At 74.8% G+C, this 19,859-nt stretch carries 16 protein-coding genes and 1 pseudogene; 8 read left to right on the top strand and 9 right to left on the bottom strand.

What is annotated here, in order from left to right; all coding sequences use genetic code 11:
* Positions 1-10 precede the first annotated feature (10 nt).
* Positions 11-736 (bottom strand): 5-oxoprolinase subunit PxpA, encoded by a 726-nt coding sequence (pxpA, locus tag KPL59_RS27055; RefSeq protein WP_226353323.1) that lies wholly within the window; start codon positions 734-736, stop codon positions 11-13.
* 23 nt (positions 737-759) lie between these two features.
* On the bottom strand, positions 760-3,147 hold the full coding sequence (locus tag KPL59_RS27050; protein WP_226362437.1) for a xanthine dehydrogenase family protein molybdopterin-binding subunit: 2,388 nt from the start codon (positions 3,145-3,147) through the stop codon (positions 760-762).
* A 122-nt stretch (positions 3,148-3,269) separates the two neighbouring features.
* Between KPL59_RS27050 and KPL59_RS27045 the strand changes: the two genes are divergently transcribed.
* Positions 3,270-4,772 (top strand): PucR family transcriptional regulator, encoded by a 1,503-nt coding sequence (locus tag KPL59_RS27045; RefSeq protein WP_226362436.1) that lies wholly within the window; start codon positions 3,270-3,272, stop codon positions 4,770-4,772.
* Between the two features lie 78 nt (positions 4,773-4,850).
* Here KPL59_RS27045 and KPL59_RS27040 read toward each other — a convergent pair whose 3' ends face one another.
* Positions 4,851-5,471: a DUF4232 domain-containing protein gene (locus KPL59_RS27040; protein WP_226362435.1), complete on the bottom strand. Its 621-nt coding sequence runs from the start codon at positions 5,469-5,471 to the stop codon at positions 4,851-4,853.
* Between the two features lie 118 nt (positions 5,472-5,589).
* Here KPL59_RS27040 and KPL59_RS27035 point away from each other — a divergent pair, with 118 nt between their 5' ends.
* Positions 5,590-6,327: a sulfite exporter TauE/SafE family protein gene (locus KPL59_RS27035; RefSeq protein ID WP_075306381.1), complete on the top strand. Its 738-nt coding sequence runs from the start codon at positions 5,590-5,592 to the stop codon at positions 6,325-6,327.
* Positions 6,328-6,357: 30 nt separating this feature from the next.
* On the opposite strand, the gene KPL59_RS27030 is transcribed toward KPL59_RS27035, so the two are convergent.
* Positions 6,358-8,421 (bottom strand): serine/threonine-protein kinase, encoded by a 2,064-nt coding sequence (locus tag KPL59_RS27030; RefSeq protein ID WP_226362434.1) that lies wholly within the window; start codon positions 8,419-8,421, stop codon positions 6,358-6,360.
* 123 nt (positions 8,422-8,544) lie between these two features.
* The gene (locus tag KPL59_RS27025) at positions 8,545-9,054 is read right to left on the bottom strand and encodes a MarR family winged helix-turn-helix transcriptional regulator (protein WP_226362433.1); all 510 of its coding nucleotides are present in this window, start codon (positions 9,052-9,054) and stop codon (positions 8,545-8,547) included.
* A gap of 269 nt (positions 9,055-9,323) precedes the next feature.
* Between KPL59_RS27025 and asnB the strand changes: the two genes are divergently transcribed.
* The gene (gene asnB, locus KPL59_RS27020) at positions 9,324-11,198 is read left to right on the top strand and encodes an asparagine synthase (glutamine-hydrolyzing) (protein WP_226362432.1); all 1,875 of its coding nucleotides are present in this window, start codon (positions 9,324-9,326) and stop codon (positions 11,196-11,198) included.
* A gap of 72 nt (positions 11,199-11,270) precedes the next feature.
* Positions 11,271-12,101 (top strand): DUF427 domain-containing protein, encoded by an 831-nt coding sequence (locus KPL59_RS27015; protein ID WP_075333430.1) that lies wholly within the window; start codon positions 11,271-11,273, stop codon positions 12,099-12,101.
* Positions 12,102-12,180: 79 nt separating this feature from the next.
* Here KPL59_RS27015 and KPL59_RS27010 read toward each other — a convergent pair whose 3' ends face one another.
* Positions 12,181-12,660: a MarR family winged helix-turn-helix transcriptional regulator gene (locus KPL59_RS27010; protein WP_063718673.1), complete on the bottom strand. Its 480-nt coding sequence runs from the start codon at positions 12,658-12,660 to the stop codon at positions 12,181-12,183.
* Positions 12,661-12,757: 97 nt separating this feature from the next.
* Here KPL59_RS27010 and KPL59_RS27005 point away from each other — a divergent pair, with 97 nt between their 5' ends.
* Complete coding sequence (locus tag KPL59_RS27005; protein WP_226362431.1) at positions 12,758-13,873, top strand: M20/M25/M40 family metallo-hydrolase; 1,116 nt, start codon at positions 12,758-12,760, stop codon at positions 13,871-13,873.
* On the opposite strand, the gene coaA is transcribed toward KPL59_RS27005, so the two are convergent.
* Positions 13,845-14,774, bottom strand: a complete 930-nt coding sequence (coaA, locus tag KPL59_RS27000) for a type I pantothenate kinase (RefSeq protein ID WP_075311794.1) — start codon at positions 14,772-14,774, stop codon at positions 13,845-13,847. The genes KPL59_RS27005 and coaA overlap by 29 nt on opposite strands.
* 337 nt (positions 14,775-15,111) lie before the next feature.
* On the opposite strand from coaA, the gene KPL59_RS26995 reads away from it, so the two are divergent.
* The 3 genes from KPL59_RS26995 (at position 15,112) to KPL59_RS26985 (ending at position 18,629) form a co-directional block, all read left to right on the top strand.
* Positions 15,112-16,485, top strand: coding sequence for a hemolysin family protein (locus KPL59_RS26995; RefSeq protein WP_226359284.1), 1,374 nt, complete (start codon positions 15,112-15,114; stop codon positions 16,483-16,485).
* Entirely contained in the window at positions 16,482-17,543 is a 1,062-nt protein-coding gene (locus KPL59_RS26990; protein WP_226359285.1) for a hemolysin family protein, read from the top strand. Before KPL59_RS26995 ends, KPL59_RS26990 begins: the two co-directional genes overlap by 4 nt.
* Positions 17,544-17,630: 87 nt before the next feature.
* The gene (locus tag KPL59_RS26985) at positions 17,631-18,629 is read left to right on the top strand and encodes a 3-methyladenine DNA glycosylase (RefSeq protein ID WP_374111671.1); all 999 of its coding nucleotides are present in this window, start codon (positions 17,631-17,633) and stop codon (positions 18,627-18,629) included.
* Positions 18,630-18,633: 4 nt separating this feature from the next.
* Here KPL59_RS26985 and KPL59_RS26980 read toward each other — a convergent pair whose 3' ends face one another.
* Positions 18,634-18,831, bottom strand: a complete 198-nt coding sequence (locus KPL59_RS26980) for a hypothetical protein (protein ID WP_226359286.1) — start codon at positions 18,829-18,831, stop codon at positions 18,634-18,636.
* Positions 18,832-19,111: 280 nt separating this feature from the next.
* A pseudogene (locus KPL59_RS26975) lies at positions 19,112-19,795 on the bottom strand (SDR family oxidoreductase); the annotation flags it as partial.
* Between the last annotated feature and the right edge of the window lie 64 nt (positions 19,796-19,859).

The following is a 19,859-nucleotide window of genomic DNA, read 5'->3' as shown; positions in this document are numbered from 1 at the left end:
GTACTCCTTCTCAGCTGCTCAGGTGGGGTTTCAACGCGTCGTGCACGGCACGGGCGAGCTCGACGGCGTTCGGGGTGTCGGAGTGCACGCACACCGAGTCCGCGCGCACGGTGAACTCCTTGCCGTTCTCCGAGGTCGCCTTCCCCTCGGTGACCGCGCGCAGGGCGCGTTCCGCGGAACGCACCGGGTCGAACGCCTCGTGCTCCCGGGTGATGATCAGCGAGCCGTCGTCGCGGTAGTCGAGGTCGGCGTAGTACTCGGCGACGAAGCCGGCCGGCCGGTCGCCCCACACCTGCTCGTGCGCGGTGCCGACCATGCCGACGAGCGGGGCGCCGAAGACGTCGGCGGCGTCGGCGATCGCGGCGGCCACCTCCGGGTCACGGGCCGACATGCCGTAGAGCGAGCCGTGCACCTTGACGTGGTTGAGCTCCATGTCGTGGGCACGCAGGAACCCCGCCAACGCACCGATCTGGTACACCACGCCCGCGGTCAGCTCCTCGCGGTCGAGCCTCATCTCACGGCGGCCGAAGCCCTCCCGGTCGGGCAGCGACGGGTGCGCCCCGACCTTCACCCCGTGCCGCTTGGCCAGCGCGACGGTGCGGGTCATGACCCGCGGGTCGGAGGCGTGGAAGCCGCAGGCCACGTTGGCGACGGTCACCCAGGGCATCAGGCCCTCGTCGTCGCCGCAGTGGTAGATCGAGTACGACTCGCCCATGTCGCAGTTGATGTCCACCATGTGCCGGTCTCCCTCCCCTGGTCTCAGGCAGTGTGGCCGGAGGCCTGCGTGATCGCCCGCCAGACGGCCTGTGGTGTCGCGGGCATGTCCACGTGGGTCACCCCGAGGTGGGCGACGGCGTCGATCACCGCGTTCACCACGGCGGGCGAGGACCCGATCGCGCCGGACTCGCCGATCCCCTTGACCCCCATCGGGTTCGTGGGCGACGGGGTGACCAGCTGCTCCAGCTCCAAGTGCGGCAGGTCGGTCGCGGCGGGCACGGCGTAGGACGCCAGGTTGGCCGCCGTCGGGTTGCCGGCGTCGTCGAAGGTGGCGTGCTCGTAGAGGGCCTGCCCGATGCCCTGGGCGATGCCGCCGTGCAGCTGACCCTCGACGATCGTGGGGTTCACCACGACCCCGCAGTCGTCGACGGCGACGTAGCGGCGGATCCGGGTGAACCCGGTCTCGGTGTCGACCTCGGTGACGCAGACGTGGGTCCCGAACGGCCAGGTGAAGTTCGGCGGGTCGAAGGCCGAGTCCGCGGTCAGGTTCGGCTCCATGCCCTCGGGCAGGTCGTTGGCCAGCGACGCGGCGCCCGCGACCTCCTGGATGGTCACCGACGGCCCGGCCGTGCCCGCGACCGAGAACCGGCCCCCGGTGAACTCGAGGTCGGACTCGTCGGCCTCCAGCAGGTGCGCGGCGATCTGCATCGCCTTGTCCAGGACCTTGCCGGCGGCCAGGTGCACCGCGGTGCCGCCGACGGCGAGGCTGCGCGAGCCGTAGGTGTCGCGACCGAACGGGGCGACGAGGGTGTCGCCGTGCAGGACCTCGACGTCATCGGGGTGCACGCCGAGGCGGTCGGCGACGATCTGCGACCAGGCCGTCTCGTGGCCCTGCCCGTGCGGGGAGGTGCCGGTGACGACCTCGACCTTGCCGCTGGTCGTCATCCGGACCGTCGCCTGCTCCCAGCCGCCGGACCGCAGCCGGACCCCGGCCGCGACCTTCGACGGCGACAGCCCGCCGGACTCGGTGAAGTTGCCGAACCCGATCCCGAGCTGCACCGGGTCGCCGGACTCGCGGCGGCGGGCCTGCTCGGCGCGCAGGGCGTCGTAGCCGACCAGCTCCATGGCCCGGCGCATGCAGGTCTCGTAGTCCCCGGAGTCGTACTGCACGCCCGAGGGGACGGTGCGCGGCTCGAGGAACTTCGGGTGCAGGTTGCGCAGCCGCACCTCGGCGGCGTCCATGCCGAGCTCGCGGGCGAGGTCGTCCATGATCCGCTCGTGGCCGTAGGCGGCCTCGGAGCGGCCGGCACCGCGGTAGGCGTCGGTCGGGGTGAGGTTGGTGAACACGCCCTTCGCGGTGAAGGAGTAGTGCCCGAAGTCGTAGAGGCCGCAGAAGGTGAACGCGCCGAACACGGCGATCCCGGGGGTGAGCAGCTGCAGGTAGGCGCCCATGTCGGCGAGCAGCTCGACCTTCATCCCGAGGATCCTGCCGTCGCGGGTGGCGGCGACCGAGACGTCCTGGATCTGGCCGCGGCCGTGCGTGGTGGCCTGGTGGTGCTCCGAGCGGGTCTCGGTCCACTTCACCGGGGCGCGCAGCCGGCGGGCGAGCACGAGGGCGAGGAACTCCTCGGCGTAGACGTTGAGCTTGGCGCCGAAGCCGCCGCCGACGTCCGGGGCGACGACCCGGATGCGGGTGTCGGGGATGCCAGTGACCGCGGCGAGGATGTCGCGGACGAAGTGCGGTACCTGGGTGGCGGTGTAGACGGTGAACCCGGCGCCGACCTGGTCCGGCACGCAGACCACCGCGCGCGGCTCCATCGGCGAGGGGATCACACGCTGCTGCAGGTAGCGCCCGGACACGACGACCTCGGCGTCGGCGAACGCGGCGTCGACGTCGCCGGTGGCCAGCGGCCAGGTGTAGCAGTGGTTGGTGCCCATCTCCTCGTGGACGACGGGGGCGCCGTCGGCGAGGGCCTCGGCCATGTCGACCACGGCGGGCAGCTCGGCGTACTCGACGTCGACGAGGTCGGCTCCGTCGCGGGCGGCCGCGGCGCTGGTGGCGAGCACGACAGCGACGCCGTCGCCGACGTGGTTGACCTCGTCGCGGGCGAGCGGGCGGTGGTCCGGGATGCGGATGTCCTCGGTGACCGGCCAGCCGCACGGGATGCCGGCGAGGAACTCGTCGTCGACGTCGGCGGCGGTGAGCACCGCGCGGACCCCGGGGACGGCGGCCGCGGCGGCGGTGTCGATCGCGACGATCCGGGCGTGCGGCAGCGGGCTGCGCACGACGACCATGTGCAGGGTCCCGGGTGGCGCGATGTCGTCGGTCCAGGTGGCCCGGCCGGTGAGCAGCGCCTGGTCCTCCTTGCGCTGCATGCGGGCCCCCACCCACGGTGCCGCAGCGGTACCCGTCTCCTGCGTGGCGGTCACAGCGCTCCTTCCGACGACGACTGCGGTCCGTGCGGGACATCGTGATCGGGAACACCCGCACGCGGTAGTGTCCGAACCGTCCAGTTCCAGGTCCGCGACACACCGTTCCGGCAGGGATTTCGATGGCGCTGACGCTGCGCACGCTGTGCGCGAGCCGCACTCTCGGACTGCGGCTCGTGTGTCCGTCCGCGGATCAGGATCGGCGGCTCACATGGGTGCATTCGAGCGAACTGTCCGATCCGACGCCCTACCTCGACGGCGACGAGCTGCTGCTGACCACCGGCCTCGGACCCGCCCCCGACCCGGCCGGCTACGTGGCACGGCTCGTCGCGCACGGGCTCGCCGGGCTCGGGTTCGGCTGCGGGTTGGGGCACGACGACCTGCTCCCCGCGCTGCGCGAGGCGTGCGAGCGGGCCGGGCTGGCGCTGCTGGAGGTCCCCGAGCGCACCCCGTTCCTGGCGCTCACGAAGGCCGTCGCCGAGGCGCGCGCCGCCGACCGCTACGCCGAGGTGGTCCGCACCGACGAGGCGCAGCGGGCGCTCACCTCGGCCGCCCTGGGCGAGGACGACCCGGACACCGGCACCGCCCGGGTGCTGGACCGGCTCACCGAACGCCTCGACGCCTGGGCGCTGATCTCCGAGGCCGACGGCCGGGTCCGCCGGTCCGCGCCCGCCGGTGCGGCCCGGCGGGCGGTGCTGCTGCGGTCGGAGATCGACCGGGTGCGCGAGCACCCCGGGCCGTCCAGCGTGACCGTCGCCGCCGGGGACGGGCAGGTCGTGCTCCAGCCGGTACGGCTGATCGGGCCCGCGGTGCTCGTCGTCGGGCGGGACCGGCGTTTCACCCCGGTCGACCGGCAGCTCATCGGGTCGGCGGTGTCGGTGCTGACCCTGGCCCACGCCCGGAGCGCCGCGGCGGGGCGGGCCGAGCGCCGGGTACGGACCGCGGTGCTCCGCGCGCTGGCCACGCTGCCCGGCTGCGGGGCCGAGGACGTGCTCGCCGAGACCTGGGGTCCGCTGCCCGCGGGGGACCTGGTCGCCGTCGCGCTGGGCGGGCGGGCCACCGGTGCGCCGCCGGACGTGCTGCTCGACGCCCTGGAACGCGATCCCGGGGTCGCCTTCCACGCCGAGCTCGACGGACAGGTGGCGGCGGTCGTCGGCGCGGGGTCGGTGCCCGCGGTGCTCGACGTCGCCGGGCGGGTGCGCGGGGTCCGGGCCGGTGTGTCCACCCCGGCCCCGGTCGGTGACCTGGGCCGTGCGCTGCGCGAGGCGGGCCGGGCGCTCGACGCCGCCGAGCGCCGTGACCGGACGGTGCTGCGCTTCGCCGACCTCGCCGGCAGCGGGCTCGCCGCGCTGGTGCGCCCCGAGGACGCGGGCGCCTTCGCGGACGCGGTGCTGGCCCCGCTGGTCCGGCACGACGCCGAGCGGCGCGGCGACCTGGTCGCGTCACTGCGGGAGTGGCTGGCCCAGCACGGGCAGTGGGACCCGGCCGCGTCCCGGCTCGGGGTGCACCGCCACACCTTGCGGGCCCGCATCACCCGGGCCGCGGCCCTGCTGGGGCGCGATCTCGACTCCCCCGGTGTCCGGGCCGAGCTGTGGTTCGCCCTGCACGTCGCCGACACCGCCTGAGCCGCCCGCCGGAGCTGCCGGGTCGCGCCCCGTGGGCGGCGCCGCGGTCTCCCCGATCGGGCCGGGTAGGGCCGCGGCCTACCGGGCCTCGACCGACCCCACCGTGGCCTGCGGCGGCGCCGGGTCGGCGGAGCACACCGGGCCGGGGCGCGGCACGAACCTCCCACCGCTGCCGCCGGGCGGGGTGACCCGCAGCCCGCGCGCCTGCTCCGGGACGCAGTCGGCCTCCGGGTACGAGCCGGTCGCCCGCACCCGCAGCGCCGCCGTCGCGGCGGCGCCCGGAGCCAGCCGTACCCGCGCCCGGGGCCCGTCGATCGCGGCCCGTGGCCCGACCCGGGTCCCTTCGTTGCCCGCCACGAACGCCACCCCCGGGTAGCCGTCGAGCACGCACGCGTCGTCGCCGGTGTTGCGGAACACCAGGTAGGAGACCTCGGCCGGGCCGTCGGTGCGAGGCGCGGTGGCGGACACGTCGAGGGTGTCACCGGTGCACGGCCCGGCCGGGCCGCCGTCGGCCGGGCCGGCCAGGGTGCTCGTCGGGACCGGGGTGGCCGGGGCGGGAGTTGCCGGGGCCGGAGTGACCGGAGCCGCAGCGGCGGGTGACGAGGTGGCCGGGCGCGGGCCGGGGCCGGCGGCGCCGCAGCCCGCGAGCAGGAGCAGCAGGGCGACACCCACCCCGGCCTCGCGCGGACCCACGTCCATCCCCCGTTCCGACGCAGGTCGCTGCGCCGATCGGCGCCATTGTGGCGTGGTCGTGCCCCTCACGGGGCGGCGGGTAGGGTCCTGTGCATCCACAACGAGATGCTCCGCCGGTGACCCCATGACCCCGTGGCAGCTGGTCACACTCCTCGGTGCCGGCGTCGCGGCCGGCCTCATCGGCTCGGTCGCCGGGCTCGCCTCGCTGTTCTCCTACCCCGCGCTGCTCGCCGTCGGGCTGCCCCCGACGACGGCGAACGTCACCAACACCGTCTGCATGCTGTTCCAGGGGGCCGGAGCGGTCGCCGGGTCCCGCCCGGAGCTGCGGGGCGCCGGGCCGCAGCTGCGGCGCTGGCTCGGCCCGGCGGTGCTCGGCGGCGCGGCCGGGGCCGGGCTGCTGCTGCTCACCCCCGCCGGCGGCTTCGAGCGGATCGTGCCGTTCCTCGTCGCGGCCGCGGCCCTGCTCCTCCTGCGCCCGCCCGCGGCGGGCGAGCCCCGTCCGCCCGGGCCGGGCGTCGCGCTGGCGGTGTTCGGGGTCGCCGTCTACGCCGGGTACTTCGGCGCGGCGGCCGGGGTGATGATGCTGGCGCTCACGCTGTCGCTGCCGGGCGCGACCCTGCTGCGGGCCAACGCGCTGAAGAACGTGCTGACCTGGGCCGCGAACACGGTCGCCGCGGTCGGATTCGCGGTGTTCGGCGACGTCGCGTGGGCGGCGGTGCCCCCGCTGGCGCTGGGCCTGCTCGTCGGCGGGCGGCTCGGCCCGGTCGTCGCCCGCAGGCTGCCCGCCCGGTTCGTGCGGATCGCGATCGCGGTCGCCGGACTCGGCCTGGCGGTGCGGCTGTTCGTCCAGGCCTGGCTCTGAGCGGCCCGGCGCGGCCCGAGCGGACGGCGGTCAGCCGCGGCGGTACTCCAGCATCGCGGTGACCGGGCCGTCGGTGCGGTGCCCGTGGCGACGCAGCCAGCCGTCGAGCTTGGCCTGCACCGTGGGCAGGTCCGGACGCCGGTGCGGCTCGGTGCGCATCGCCTGCTTGAGCAGCGTCAGGTGTGCCGTGCGGGTCGGCAGGTGGGTCAGCTTGGCCCCGGCGGCGGCCGCCCGCAGCCCTGCGACGGCGTCGGCGGACTCCCCGCGCGGCGGGTGCCCGCTCAGCGCGAACGACACCGCCGCGGCGAGCTGCCAGGCGTCGGAGGCGGGCGAGGCGGGCTTGCCGGCCGCGGCCTCCGGCGCCAGGTAGTCCGGGGTGCCCAGGACGTAGCCGGTCTGGGTCAGCGTGGAGTCACCCTGCTTGCGCGCGATCCCGAAGTCGATCAGGTGCGGGTGCCCCTGCGGGTCGACGACGATGTTGCCCGGCTTGATGTCGCGGTGCAGCACCCCGGCGCGGTGCGCGGTGTGCAGCGCCCCGGCGATGCCGGTCCAGATGCGGGCCGCGGAGATGTCGTCGACCGGGCCCTGCTCGCCGACGAGCTGGCCCAGGGACATGCCGTCGACGTACTGCATGACGATGACCAGGCCGTCCATGCCCTGCAGGCCCGGGTCGGAGGAGGCGTGCAGCAGGTCGTGGATCTGCACGCAGCAGGGGTGGCGCAGCGCCCCGAGCGCGGCGGCCTCGCGCCGGATGCGTTCCTCGGTCTCGGGGTCCGCGGCGTGCGCGGACTTGACCGCGACGGTGTGGCCGAGCTTCGCGTCGTGGGCCAGCCAGACCCCGCCGAAGCCACCGGCACCGAGGCGGCGCAGCAGCCGGAACCGGGGCGCACGGGGCGGCCCGCCCGGCACCGGCGCGACGAGCGTGGGCCGGCGCGACGGACCCGCCGGGGGCCGTCCCGCACCGGAGACGGGGCCACGGGCCGCTCCTGACACCGGGCCGCGCAGCGGACCCGCCGCCGGGTGGGCGGCCGGGCCGGTGAACGGCGGCGGTCCGGCGGGCGGGCGCCCGGCCGGGCCGGGCGCATAGGCCACGGGGGGCGGTGCGCCGAACCCGGCCGGCGGACGGGGGGCGGCGGCGAACCCGACGTAGGGGGCGGACTGCTCGACCGACGACGGCCCGCGGGCGCCGCCGGTCCCGGGGCTGCCCGGGTTCTCGCGGGCCGAGAAGCGCTGGGCGAGGCGCTCGGCGACGCTGGGCGTCGCGGCGGCGCCGGACTGCGGGGCGAGCCCGTCGCCGCCGCCACGGCCGGCACGGGACGACCCGGTTCCGATGCGGCCCGCCGCGGACGGCTCGGCACGTCGGGCCGGCACGTCGCGCCCGGCGCGGATCCGCTCGATCCTCGCCCGCGACGGCACCGGGAACAGCGGGACGACCAGCACCCCGACCAGGCTGGCGGCGAGGACACCGACCCACAGGTGCTCGGCGGTGCCCGCCGGGACCCCGCCGGTCAGCACGATCAAGGAGAACAGCGGGAGCCAGAAGAACTTGGCGGGCCAGCGCGGCCCGCGCCGCAGTGCGGTGCGCGCCTGGACCGCGACCAGCACCGTCGCGAGCAGCGGCACGACACCGAGCAGGGCGACCGAGGTGACCGAGGTGACGACGTCACCGCCGATGGACCCGGCCACGGTGCCCCGGCCCAGGTAGCTGCTCTGCGTCCCGACGACGCTGCAGGTCTCGACCCGGATCGACGACGTCGCCGACTGGCTCAGGCCGGGCACGGCCGGCACGCCCGCGGTCGCGCGGCTGAAGACCCCGCCCGCTCCGACGAACACGGCCAGCGGGAGCAGACCCGCCGCCAGCACCCCGATCCCGGCCAGCAGCACGGACTCGGCCGAGCCGTAGCCCGAGGAGGACCCGGAGCCGATCCCGCGGCGCAGCAGCGCGACCAGCGCCGCGCCCGCGGTGGGCAGCAGCCCGGTGAGCACGCCGAGCGCGGTGACCGACCAGGCCCAGTCCCCCGGACACACGTCCGGCACGCCGAGCCCGCGGATGCCGTCCAGCACTCCGGCGACGAGCGCCACCAGCGCGTCCACGCCCGTCCTCACCCCCGAAGTCACTCCGGGTGCGGCCACCCGGACTGCCCACTATCGCATCACCCGGGCGGGGCCCGGCGGAGCAGCGGGTGCCCGGGTGCGTCCGGGGCGGGTGGAGCGGGGTCAGCGCACGAAGAGGTCCAGGTCGGTGTTGAACCGGTCGAGCAGCTCGGCGAGGGAGTCGCGGTCGTGGGTCGGCCAGTGCGCGATGACCTCGCGCAGCGGGGCCAGGCGGGCCTCGCGGACCTGCTCGCGGGCCGCAAGCCCGGCCGGGGTGAGGGTGACGCTGACCGAGCGGGGGGCGCGCTCGTGCGGGGAGACGTCGACCAGGCCGGCCCGCGACAGCCGGGACACCTGACGGCTGGCGGTGGGCTTGGAGACCCCCAGCTTGCCGGTGAGCGCGGTCAGCGAGAGGGGGCCCTCGTCGTCGAGGAGCATGAGCACCGGGTAGGTGTAGCGGTCCACGGCGTCGTTCGTGCCGTACCCGTGGGACCACACCGACTCCATGGTGCGGCGGACCAGCAGCGTGATCTGCTTCTCCAGCGAGTGCAGCGGGTCCTGCGTCGCCGTGGCGACGCCGCCGGTCGCCACGGTGGCGTCGTCGTCAATCGGGCCAATCGGACGTTCGGTCATGTTTCGCATGCTACACACGTTGCGGGCCGCAACATTGACGATCGCAATCACGTAAGCGGATCGAAAGGTTCGTGCGCCTTCACGCAACAGTGCTACTCCGAACGGGTGTGATCGGCGACGTGCGTCGCCGAAATCGCGGGACGAACCACCCAGCACCGGACAGAGCCCGCACCGTGTGTTTCGCCCGTGTTGCGTTACGCAATCATTAGCGTTGCAATCGATCCGCCGGACGACGTGGTCCGGGCACGAGATCGAGGAGGCGCTCAACCGTGTGCGGAATCTGCGGCTGGATCGACTACCGACACGACCTGGGGGCGGACGAGCACGCCCGCACCCTCGCGGCGATGAACGACACGATGTCCTGCCGCGGACCGGACCAGCAGGGTGTGTGGGCCCAGGGCCCCGCGGCGCTGTGCCACCGCAGGCTCGCGGTCATCGACATCGAGGGCGGCCGCCAGCCGATGACCCTCGACGAGGGCGGGGCACCCGCCCTGCACATGGTCTACTCCGGGGAGACCTACAACTTCCGTGAGCTGCGCGAGCAGCTCGCCGCGGCGGGGCACCGGTTCCGTACCTCCAGCGACACCGAGGTCGTGCTGCGGGCGCACCGCGAGTGGGGCGCGAAGGACCCGCGTGAGGTCGCCCGGCGGCTCAACGGCATGTTCGCCTACGCCCTGTGGGACTCCGGCACGAGCGAACTGGTGCTGGTGCGCGACCGGCTGGGCATCAAGCCGCTCTACTACTACCCCACCCCGCACGGGGTGCTGTTCGGCTCCGAGCCCAAGGCGATCCTGGCCAACCCCGAGGCCGAGCGGGTGGTCGACGCCGAGGGGCTGCGCCGAGCGCTGGCGTTCGTCTCCGACATGTCCAACGCGGTCTTCCGCGGCATGCGCGAGGTCCCGCCCGACCGCGTCGTCCGGGTCTCCCGCGCCGGCGGGATCCGCGAGGAGCGCTACTGGCAGCTCACCGACACCGGGCACACCGACGACGTCGACACCACCGTGCACCACGTCCGCGAGCTGCTGGAGGACACCGCGCAGCGCCAGCTCTACGCCGACGTGCCGCTCTGCACCCTGCTGTCGGGCGGTCTGGACTCCTCGGCGCTCACCGCGCTGGCCGCGAAGCACGTGGACGGCACCGTCCGGTCGTTCGCGGTGGACTTCGTGGGCTACGCCGACAACTTCGTCGCCGACGACGCCCGCAGCACCCCGGACACCCCCTACGTGCACGAGGTCGCCGAGTACGTCGGCACCTCCCACCGCGACATCGTGCTGCGCACCGAGGACATGATGGACCCCGCCGTGCGCCGGGCCACGGTGCACGCCCGCGACCTGCCGGCCGGCATCGGCGACATGGACTCCTCGCTCTACCTGCTCTTCTCCGCGATCCGCAAGGAGTCCACGGTCGCGCTGTCCGGGGAGTCCGCCGACGAGGTCTTCGGCGGCTATCGCGACTTCCACGACCCGGAGACCGTCGCCGCGGACACCTTCCCGTGGCTCGCCGGGCGGATGATGAACCACGACCCCGCCGACCCCGGCCTGTTCGACGGCGCGCTGTGGGCCAAGCTCGACGTGCCCGGCTACGTCGAGGACCAGTACCGGACGGCACTGTCCGAGGTGCCCGAGCTGACCGGCCCGGCCGCCGACGACCCGCACGAGCGGCGGATGCGCGAGATCTGCTACCTGTACCTGACCCGCTGGCTGCCGGTGCTGCTCGACCGCAAGGACCGGATGAGCATGGCGGTCGGGCTCGAGGTGCGGGTGCCGTTCTGCGACCACCGCCTCGTCGAGTACGTCTTCGGCACCTCGTGGGCGCACAAGACCTTCGACGGCCGCGAGAAGTCGCTGCTGCGCCACGCCACCTCCGACCTGCTGCCGGAGTCGGTGGTGCAGCGGGTCAAGAGCCCGTACCCCTCCACCCAGGACGACGGCTACGAGAAGTCGCTGCGCGAGCAGGTCGCCGAGATCCTCTCGCACGGCGACGACGCCCCCGTCGCGCCGCTGGTGGACCGCGCGGCCGTCCGGCGACGGCTCGACGCCGGCGGCGGGCACGAGGCCAACTCGATGGGCCGCCGGATGCAGCTGGAGCGGATCATCGACCTCAACACCTGGATCGGCGACTACGACGTGCAGCTCTCGCTGTAGCCCGTGGCGGGTTCGCCCCGTGGGTGGTTGTGTGGGTACCGACCCGCACGACCACCCACGAGGTGAGGCCACATGGGACTGACCCGCACCGACGGCCCGCTGTCGTCCTCCGCGCCGACGACGGTGAACTACGCGATCGAGGGCCCGCCGCACAAGCTGCTGATGCACCCGTTCCCGAGGCGGGTGCGGGCGGAGTTCGCCGGGCGCACCGTGCTCGACACCCGTGGCGGGTTCCTGCTGCACGAGTCGAACCTGCTGCCCGTGCTCTACGTCCCCGAGGCCGATCTCGACCAGGACGTGCTGGTCGCGACCGACCACACCACGCACTGCCCGTTCAAGGGCGACGCGTCCTACCGCTCGCTGGTCGTCGGCGACCGCACCGCGGAGAACGCGGTCTGGCACTACCCGGAGCCCGTCGCGGCCGCGCCCTGGCTGCGCGGGCTCGCCGCGCTGTACTGGAACGCCGCCGACGCCTGGTACGACGAGGACGAGCAGGTCTTCGCGCACCTCACCGATCCCTACACCCGGGTCGACGTCCGTCCGACCCACCGCGAGGTCGTCGTCACCCACGTCGCGACCGACGGGGTGGAGACGGTCCTGGCCCGCTCGCGACGCCCGTGGGTACTGTCGGAGACCGGGCTGCCGAACCGCTGGTACCTCCCCGCCGCCGACCTCGCCGTCCCGACCTCGCCGAGCGACCTCCGGACACGCTGCCCCTACAAGGGCGAGGCGCACTACGAGCACGCCGACCTGCCCGGCGGGACCCGGCTGGCCGACGTGTTCTGGCACTACCCCGACCCGCTGCCCGAGTCCTCCCGCGTCGCGGGGCTGCGCGCCGTCGCGGGCGGCAGCCGCGACGACGGCTCCCGGGTCGTGGTCACCGTCGACGGCGCCGAGACCTGACCCCGGCCGGGTCGGTTGTCACCGGCGGTCGCCCCACCGGGGCAGTTCCGGTCGATCGCCGCACCAGGGTGCGGGCCGGTCAGTCGTCGGCGACGAGCAGGGCCTCCAGCGCGGGCAGCGCGGCCTCCAGCGCGGCGCGCTGAGCGGCGTCGAGCCGGTCGAGCCGGCGCGCGACCAGGGCGGTGCGCTGGCTGCGGATCTCGCGCAGCCGGGCCAGCCCGTCGGCGGAGACCGAGACGAGCACGCCGCGGGCGTCTCCCGGGTCCGCGGCACGCTCGACCATGCCCTGCTCGTCCAACGCGGAGAGCACCCGCGACATCGTCGGTGCGGTCACACCCTCACGGCGGGCCAGCTCCGACAGGCGCAGCGGGCCGTGCTGCTCGACGGTAACCAGGGTCGACAGCTGCAACGGCGGCAGCGACTCGGAGCCGTCGATGCGGATCCGGCGGTTCAGCCGTCCCACCGCCAGTCGCAGCCGGGAGGCCACCTCGTCGTCGCTCGTCTCGAAACGGCCGGTCACCACGGTGCCACCGGACTCGCCGCCCGATCCCTCACTCATCGCCCCATTCTGCCAAAGAAGTGCTGAGCAATGGCATCGGCCCTCGGCGGCGGCGGCGCAGCAGGGTCGTGGCAAGGGTCGTGGCAGGGTCGCGGGGATGGAGATCCCCGACCCCGTCGCGCTCGCCGGCTCGCCGATCGCCCTCGACACCCGGGGCGGCGGCGAGCGCGCGGCCGCCGACGCCCTCGCCGGCCTGCTCGACGACGGCGGATTCACCGTGCGGACCGAGCCCGACCCGGCCGACCCGGCGCGGGCGAACCTGGTGGCCCGCCGCGGCGACGGCCGCCCACCCGTCACCCTCACCGGGCACCTCGACACCGTCCCCGCCGACCCGGCCGGCTGGTCGTTCGACCCGCATGCCGGTGACGTCGTCGACGGCCGGCTGCGCGGGCGCGGCAGCACCGACATGAAGGCCGGGGTGGCCGCGCTCGTCGTCGCGGCACTGCGCAGCACCCCGGCGACCCCGCTGCAGCTGGTGTTCACCTTCGGCGAGGAGACCGGCGGCGACGGCGCCCGGCTGCTCACCGGCCTGGAGCCGTCGCCGCTGCTGGTGGTGGCCGAGCCGACCGCGAACCGGGTGCTGCACGGCCACAAGGGCGTGCTGTGGCTGCGGCTGGTGCAGCACGGGGTGAGCGCCCACGGGTCGCGCCCGGAGCTGGGCGACAACGCGCTCGTCGCGCTCGGGCGGGTCGCGGCGGCGCTGCACGACCACACCTGGCCCGTCAGCGCGACGCACGGCGCCGCCACCGCCAACCCCGGGACGCTGCACGCCGGACTGCAGCCCAACCTGGTGCCCGACCGCGCCGAGCTGGAGGTCGACCTGCGTCTGGTACCCGGCCTCGACGCCGCCGCGGCCCGCGACGAGGTGGCCGCGGTCGCCCGCGCCGCGCTCGCCGGGACGCCCCACCGCGGCGTCCCGCACGTCGAGGTGCGCCTGGACCTGCCCGCCGTCGGCACCGATCCGGCCGACCCGCGGGCAAGGGCGGCCGCCACCGCGCTCGGCCACGACGGACCGGCGGCGTTCGCGTCCTACTTCACCGACGCGTCGGTGCTGGTCCCCGCGCTCGGGGACCCGGCGGTGCTGGTGTACGGGCCCGGCGACCCCGAGCTGGCCCACGTCACCGACGAGACCTGCTCCGCGGCCCGGGTCGGCGAGGCGGCCGAGGCCCTCACCACGGCCCTGGTCAGAGCTTGCGCAGCCGCACCCGCGTGACGTCGTGGTTCGGGCCCTTGGTCAGCACCGCGCTGGCCCGCGAGCGGGTGGGCAGCACGTTCTGTTCCAGGTTGGGCTGGTTGATCGTCGCCCAGATGTGCTCGGCCCGTGCCACGGCCGCGTCGTGGTCGAGCTCGGCGTAGCGGCGGAAGAACGACTGCGGGTCCCGGAACGCGGTCTGGCGCAGCCGCAGGAAACGCTCCACGTACCAGCGGCGCACGTCGGCGGTGGCGGCGTCGACGTAGACGGAGAAGTCGATGAAGTCCGACACGGTCAGCGCGCCCGCGACCGCGGGCTGGAGCACGTTGAGCCCCTCGACGATGAGGATGTCGGGGCTGCGGACGACGAGCTGCTCGTCGGGGACGATGTCGTAGACCAGGTGTGAGTAGACCGGGGCGGTGACCTCGGGGCGGCCGCCCTTGATCTCGGAGACGAACCGCAGCAGCTTGCGGCGGTCGTAGGACTCCGGGAAGCCCTTGCGCTCCATCAGCCCGCGGGCCTGCAGCTCGGCGTTGGGGTAGAGGAACCCGTCGGTGGTGACCAGCTGCACGTCGGGGTGCTCCGGGGAGCGGGCGAGCAGCAGGCGCAGCAGCCGCGCGGTGGTCGACTTCCCGACCGCGACCGAACCCGCGATCCCGATCACGAACGGGGTCCGGGCCCCGCCCGAGCCCAGGAAGCGCCGGTAGGCCCGGTAGAGCCGACCGCCCTCCTCGACGTGCAGGTTCAGCAGCCGCGACAGCGGCAGGTAGACCTCGCGGACCTCGTCGAGGTCGACGAAGTCGCCGTAGCTGCGCAGCTGGTCGAGCTCCTGGGCCGACAGCGGCACCGTGGTCGAGGACGCGAGCTGCGACCAGGAGCGGCGGTCGAAGTCGACGAACGGTGAGGCGCTCCCCCGGGCCAGGCCCGAGCTGCGCCGGCCGCCGTACTGCGGGTGCGTCGCGGCCGCGGGGGACGCGCGCTCCGACGGGGGCGTCGGCTGCGGTGCGCTCACCGGTGCGCTGCGGTCGGGGCCCCGCTCACCGGCACCCGACCGCCGTCCGGGGAGCCCGGTGGCGCGGGGGACGGTGCGGAGGGCGACGTCGCCGTGGTCATGGCTGACCAACCTAGACCCCGGTCACGGCCGGGATCACCGTCGGGACGCCGTGACATCACTCGCAGCTGCCCGACTCGCAGCTCCCGTCGCGCGGTCCCGGCGCGGCCGCCGTATCGTCGTGCACCGTTTCTCCCCGATGGAGGCCATGAGCTCCGTGTCCGTCCTGCTCTCCGTCCTCGGGCTGCTCGCGGTCGCCGCGCTCACCCTGGGAACCGCCGTGTCCGTCGCCTCGGAGTTCTCCCTCACCGCGCTCGAACGCAGCCGCATCGACGCCGCCGTCGCCCGCCGGGACGACCGCCGCACCCGCGCGGTGCAGCGGGCGCACGCCGGGCTGTCGTTCCAGCTGTCGGGCTGCCAGCTCGGGATCACCGCCACCACCCTGGCCACCGGCTACATCGCCGAGCCCGCCGTCGCCGAGCTGATCCGGCCGGTCCTGGAGGCCGTCGATCTGCCCGCCGGGATCGCCTCGGGCACCGCGACCGTGCTGTCGCTCGTCCTGGCGACGGTGCTGTCGATGGTCTTCGGCGAGCTGGTCCCGAAGAACCTCGCGATCGCCCACCCGATGGAGGTGGCGCGCTCGGTGGTGTGGCTGCAGGCCGGGTTCGCCTCGGCGTTCCGCTGGCTCATCACCGGCCTGAACAGCGCGGCCAACGCCATCGTGCGCCGGCTCGGCATCGAACCGGCCGAGGAGCTGCGCTCGGCCCGCTCACCCGGCGAGCTGAGCTCGCTGGTGCGGGCCAGCGCCGAGAGCGGCAGCATCGACCCGGGCACCGCGGTGCTGCTGGAGCGCTCGCTGCGCTTCACCGACCGCGTCGCCGAGGACCTGATGACCCCGCGGGTGCGGGTGGAGACCATCGACGCCACCGACACCGTCACCGACCTGGTCGCGCTGGCCCGCCGCTCCGGGTTCTCCCGGTTCCCGGTCGTCGACGGCGACCCGGACGTCCCGCTGGGCCTGGTGCACGTCAAGCAGGCGTTCTCGGTGCCGCCGGCCCGCCGCGCCGACACCGCCGTGCGGGACCTGGCCCGGCCGGTCGAGACGGTGCCGTCGTCGCTGGACGGCGACGAACTGATGACCCGGCTGCGGGCGGCGGGACTGCAGACCGCCGTCGTCGTCGACGAGTACGGCGGCACCGCCGGTCTGGTGACCATGGAGGACCTGGTGGAGGAGATCCTCGGCGACGTCCGCGACGAGCACGACCGCGGCGAGCAGAACCGGGTGCGCCGCCTCGGCGACGGAGTCTGGGCGCTGTCCGGCCTGATGCGCGACGACGAGGTGGACGAGGTGACCGGGTTCCGGATGCCGCCCGGGGGTTACGAGACCCTCGCCGGGCTGGTCGTGGCCCGGCTGGGCCGGATCCCCGACGTCGGCGACACCGTCGAGGTCGACGGGTGGACGCTGGAGGTCCTGCGCCGCGACCGCAACCGGGTCGCCGAGATCCGTGTGCAGCGCAGCCCCGACCGCAGCCCGGACCACGGCGCCGACCGCACCGCCGGGCACGGGACGGTGCCGGCGTGAACGACCTGCTCGCACTGCTCGCCGCCGTCGCCCTGCTCGGGGTGAACGCCTTCTTCGTCGCCGCGGAGTTCGCGCTGATCTCCGGCCGCAAGGACCGCCTGGAGGCCATGGCCGACGCCGGGTCCGCCGGGGCGCAGCGGGTCCTCGACGCCTCGCACGACCTGTCCCGGATGCTCGCGGCCTCCCAGCTGGGCATCACCATCGCGTCGCTGCTGCTCGGCCGGCTCGGCGAGCCGGCCGTGGCGCACCTCATCGACGGGCCGCTCGAGGCGGTCGGGGTGCCGGAGTCGTTCGCCTACCCGGTCGCGTTCGCGGTGTCGCTGATGATCGTCGTCGTCGCGCACATGATGCTCGGCGAGATGGTGCCGAAGAACATCTCGATCGCGGGCCCGGAGCGCGCGGCGATCCTGCTGGTCCCCCCGTTCCTGGTGTGGACCCGGGTCACCCGCCCGTTCATCGACCTGTTCAACGCGATGGCCAACGCCACCCTGCGCCTGGTCGGGGTGACCCCGCGCGACGAGCTGGAGACCGCGTTCACCACCGGCGAGCTCGCCGAGATGCTGGGCGACTCGCGCCGTGAGGGCCTGCTCGACGACTCGGAGAGCTCGCGGATCGAACGGACCCTGTCCTCGGCGGAGGCGACCGTCTCCGACGTCGTCGTCGCGCTGGAGGACCTGGTGTGCCTCGACGCCGGCCCCGGCGGGACGACGACGGTCTCCGCGCTCACCGAGGCCGTCGAACGGACCGGGTACTCACGGTTCCCGATCCGCGGCGCGCAGGGCAGGCTGACCGGGTACCTGCACGTCAAGGACGTGCTGGATCTCGCCGACGCCGAGTCCGCGACGATCCCGCCGCAGCGGGTCCGCAGCGTGCCGTCGGTCCCGGCCTCGGCCCGCCTCGACGAGGCGCTCGCCACGCTGCGGGCCGCCAGGGCACACCTGGCCCGCGCCGTCGACGAGCACGACACCACCGTCGGCGTGGTCACCATGGAGGACCTCACCGAGGCGTTCGTGGGCAGCGTCCGCGACGCCACCCACGCCCCCGGCACCCCGGCCTGACCCGCGCGCGTCGTACCGTCGGACACCGTGCCGCCCCCGTCCGTGCCGACCTCACCCGGGCCGACCCCGCCTGTGTCGACCTCTCCTGTGTCGACCGCGTCCGGGCCGACCCCGCGCGTCTCGGCCCCCGGCGCCACCGTGCCCGTCCTCGACGGCGCGACCTGGCGGGCACGGGCGGCGGCCCACCGCGAGCGGGTCGCGGCCTGGACCGGGCCGCACCGCGAGCGGCGACGGCGCGGCGAGCCGCACCCGGTGTGGGACTTCCTGTTCACCTACTACTCCCACCGCCCCGCCCAGCTGGAGCGCTGGGACCCGGGCCCCGGCGTCGCGCTCGCCGACGCCGCGGAGCTCGCCGACCGCCCCGGCCACGTCACCCGGCCCGACGGCACGGTCCTGTTCGATCCCGCGGCGGCGCCGCAGCGGCTCCGGACGACCGCGACGTTCGTGCACCGGCTGCTGGTCGCGACCCGGTCCCGGCCGCCCCGGCTGGGCTGCTTCGGCCTGCACGAGTGGGCGATGGTCTACCGCACCGACGACGCCCGGCACCGCGACACGGTGCCGCTGCGTCTCGGGCGGGCGGGCACCGACGCCGTCGTCGAGTCGGCGCGGATCAGCTGCACCCACTACGACGCCTACCGGTTCTTCACCGACGCCGCGGCCCCGCGCAACGAGCTCGTGCCCACCCGCGAGCGGCAGGTCGAGATGGAGCAGCCGGGCTGCCTGCACGCGACGATGGACCTCTACAAGTGGGCCTACAAGCTCGCGCCGGCGGTACCGTCGGAGCTTGTCGCCGACTGCTTCGCCCTCGCCGCGGACGTCCGTGAGCTGGACATGCGCGCCTCCCCCTACGACCTGTCCGGCCACGGGTTCGACCCGGTGCGGATCGAGACACCCGCCGGACGCGCCGAGTACGCCCGCGCCCAGGCCGGGTTCAGCGAGCGCGCCGCGCCGCTGCGCGACGCGCTGGCCGACCTCGCGGGCCGGCTCGCCGGGAGCCCCGACCACCCGGCCGAGGGCCCCCTCAACGGCCCGCGCACGGACGACGGGGCCGCCGGGACGGTTCCCGGCGGCCCCGCGACCGCGTAGCGGCTCAGCCCGCGACGAGCTCGTCCAACACGCCGTTGCGCGCCGAGGCGACGAGGTCGGCGAACTGGTCGACGCTCATCTGCACGCGCTGGCCGAAGTCGTCGGTGACCACGATCCGCTTCTCCGGGACGGCCGCGTCGTCGACGAACAGCTCGGGGCATCCGCAGTTGCAGCTGCCGCAGAAGGTGGCGATGTGTCGCACTCGGGTGCTCCTCGTCGTCGGTCCGGGTGTCGCGGGCGGTGTGCCCGCGCCGTCGGGAGAGGTCGCCCGCGGGCTCCCGGCGGTTCCCGATGCCACCCGATGGGGTCAAGCGGTCACCCTCGGGAGCCGCGCGGGGATCACACCGGCAGGGCTCACACCGGCAGGTCGGCCGGGTCGGTGCCCTCGAGGAAGAAGTCGATGTCGTTGTGCTCGGAGTCGCCGTAGGGGTGAGGTCGGTGACGCCGTGCGCGGCGAGCACCTCGTCGTCGATGAAGGTGTGCCCGGTGGGGCGCGCCGGATCGGTCAGGATCGCCAGGGCCGCGTCGGCCATGATCTCGGGGGTGCGGGCACGCCCGGCGACCTGGTCGCCGCCCAGCAGGTTCGTCACGGCCGCGGTCGCGATGGTGGTGCGCGGCCACAGGCAGTTGGCCCGGATGCCGTCGCCGGCGAACTCGTGCGCCCAGCCCAGGGTCAGCAGCGACATGCCGTACTTGGAGAGCATGTAGGGCGGGAACGCGCCGAGCCACTTCGGGTCGAGGTTGATCGGCGGGGACAGGGTGAGGACCTGCGCGTCGTCGGAGGCCTTGAGGTGGTCCAGCGCGGTCCGGGTCAGCAGGTAGGTGCCGCGCGAGTTTATCGACTGCATGAGGTCGTAGCGCTTGGGCGTGACGTCGGCGGTGCCGCTGATGTTCAGGGCGCTGGCGTTGTTGACGACGATGTCGACGCCGCCGAAGGTCTCGGCGGCGGTGGCGACGGCGCGTTCCACGTCCGCCTCGACCCGCACGTCCCCGACGACGGCGACGGCCTTGCCCCCGGCCTGCTCGATCTCGGCGACCGCGGTGTGCACGGTGCCGGGCAGGCGCGGATCGGGCTGGTCGGTCTTGGCCAGGATGACGGCGTTCGCGCCGCGGCGGGCGGCGGCGAGCAGGATCGCGAGGCCGATGCCGCGGCTGCCGCCGGACATGACGATGGTGCGGCCGTTCAGGTCCCGCTGGGCGGTCTCGGTCATGGGGTCCTCCGGTGACGGT

The sequence above is a fragment of the Pseudonocardia sp. ICBG1142 genome (genome assembly GCF_020496255.1).
GTDB lineage: Bacteria > Actinomycetota > Actinomycetes > Mycobacteriales > Pseudonocardiaceae > Pseudonocardia.
This window is presented reverse-complemented; position numbering and strand designations above follow the sequence as displayed.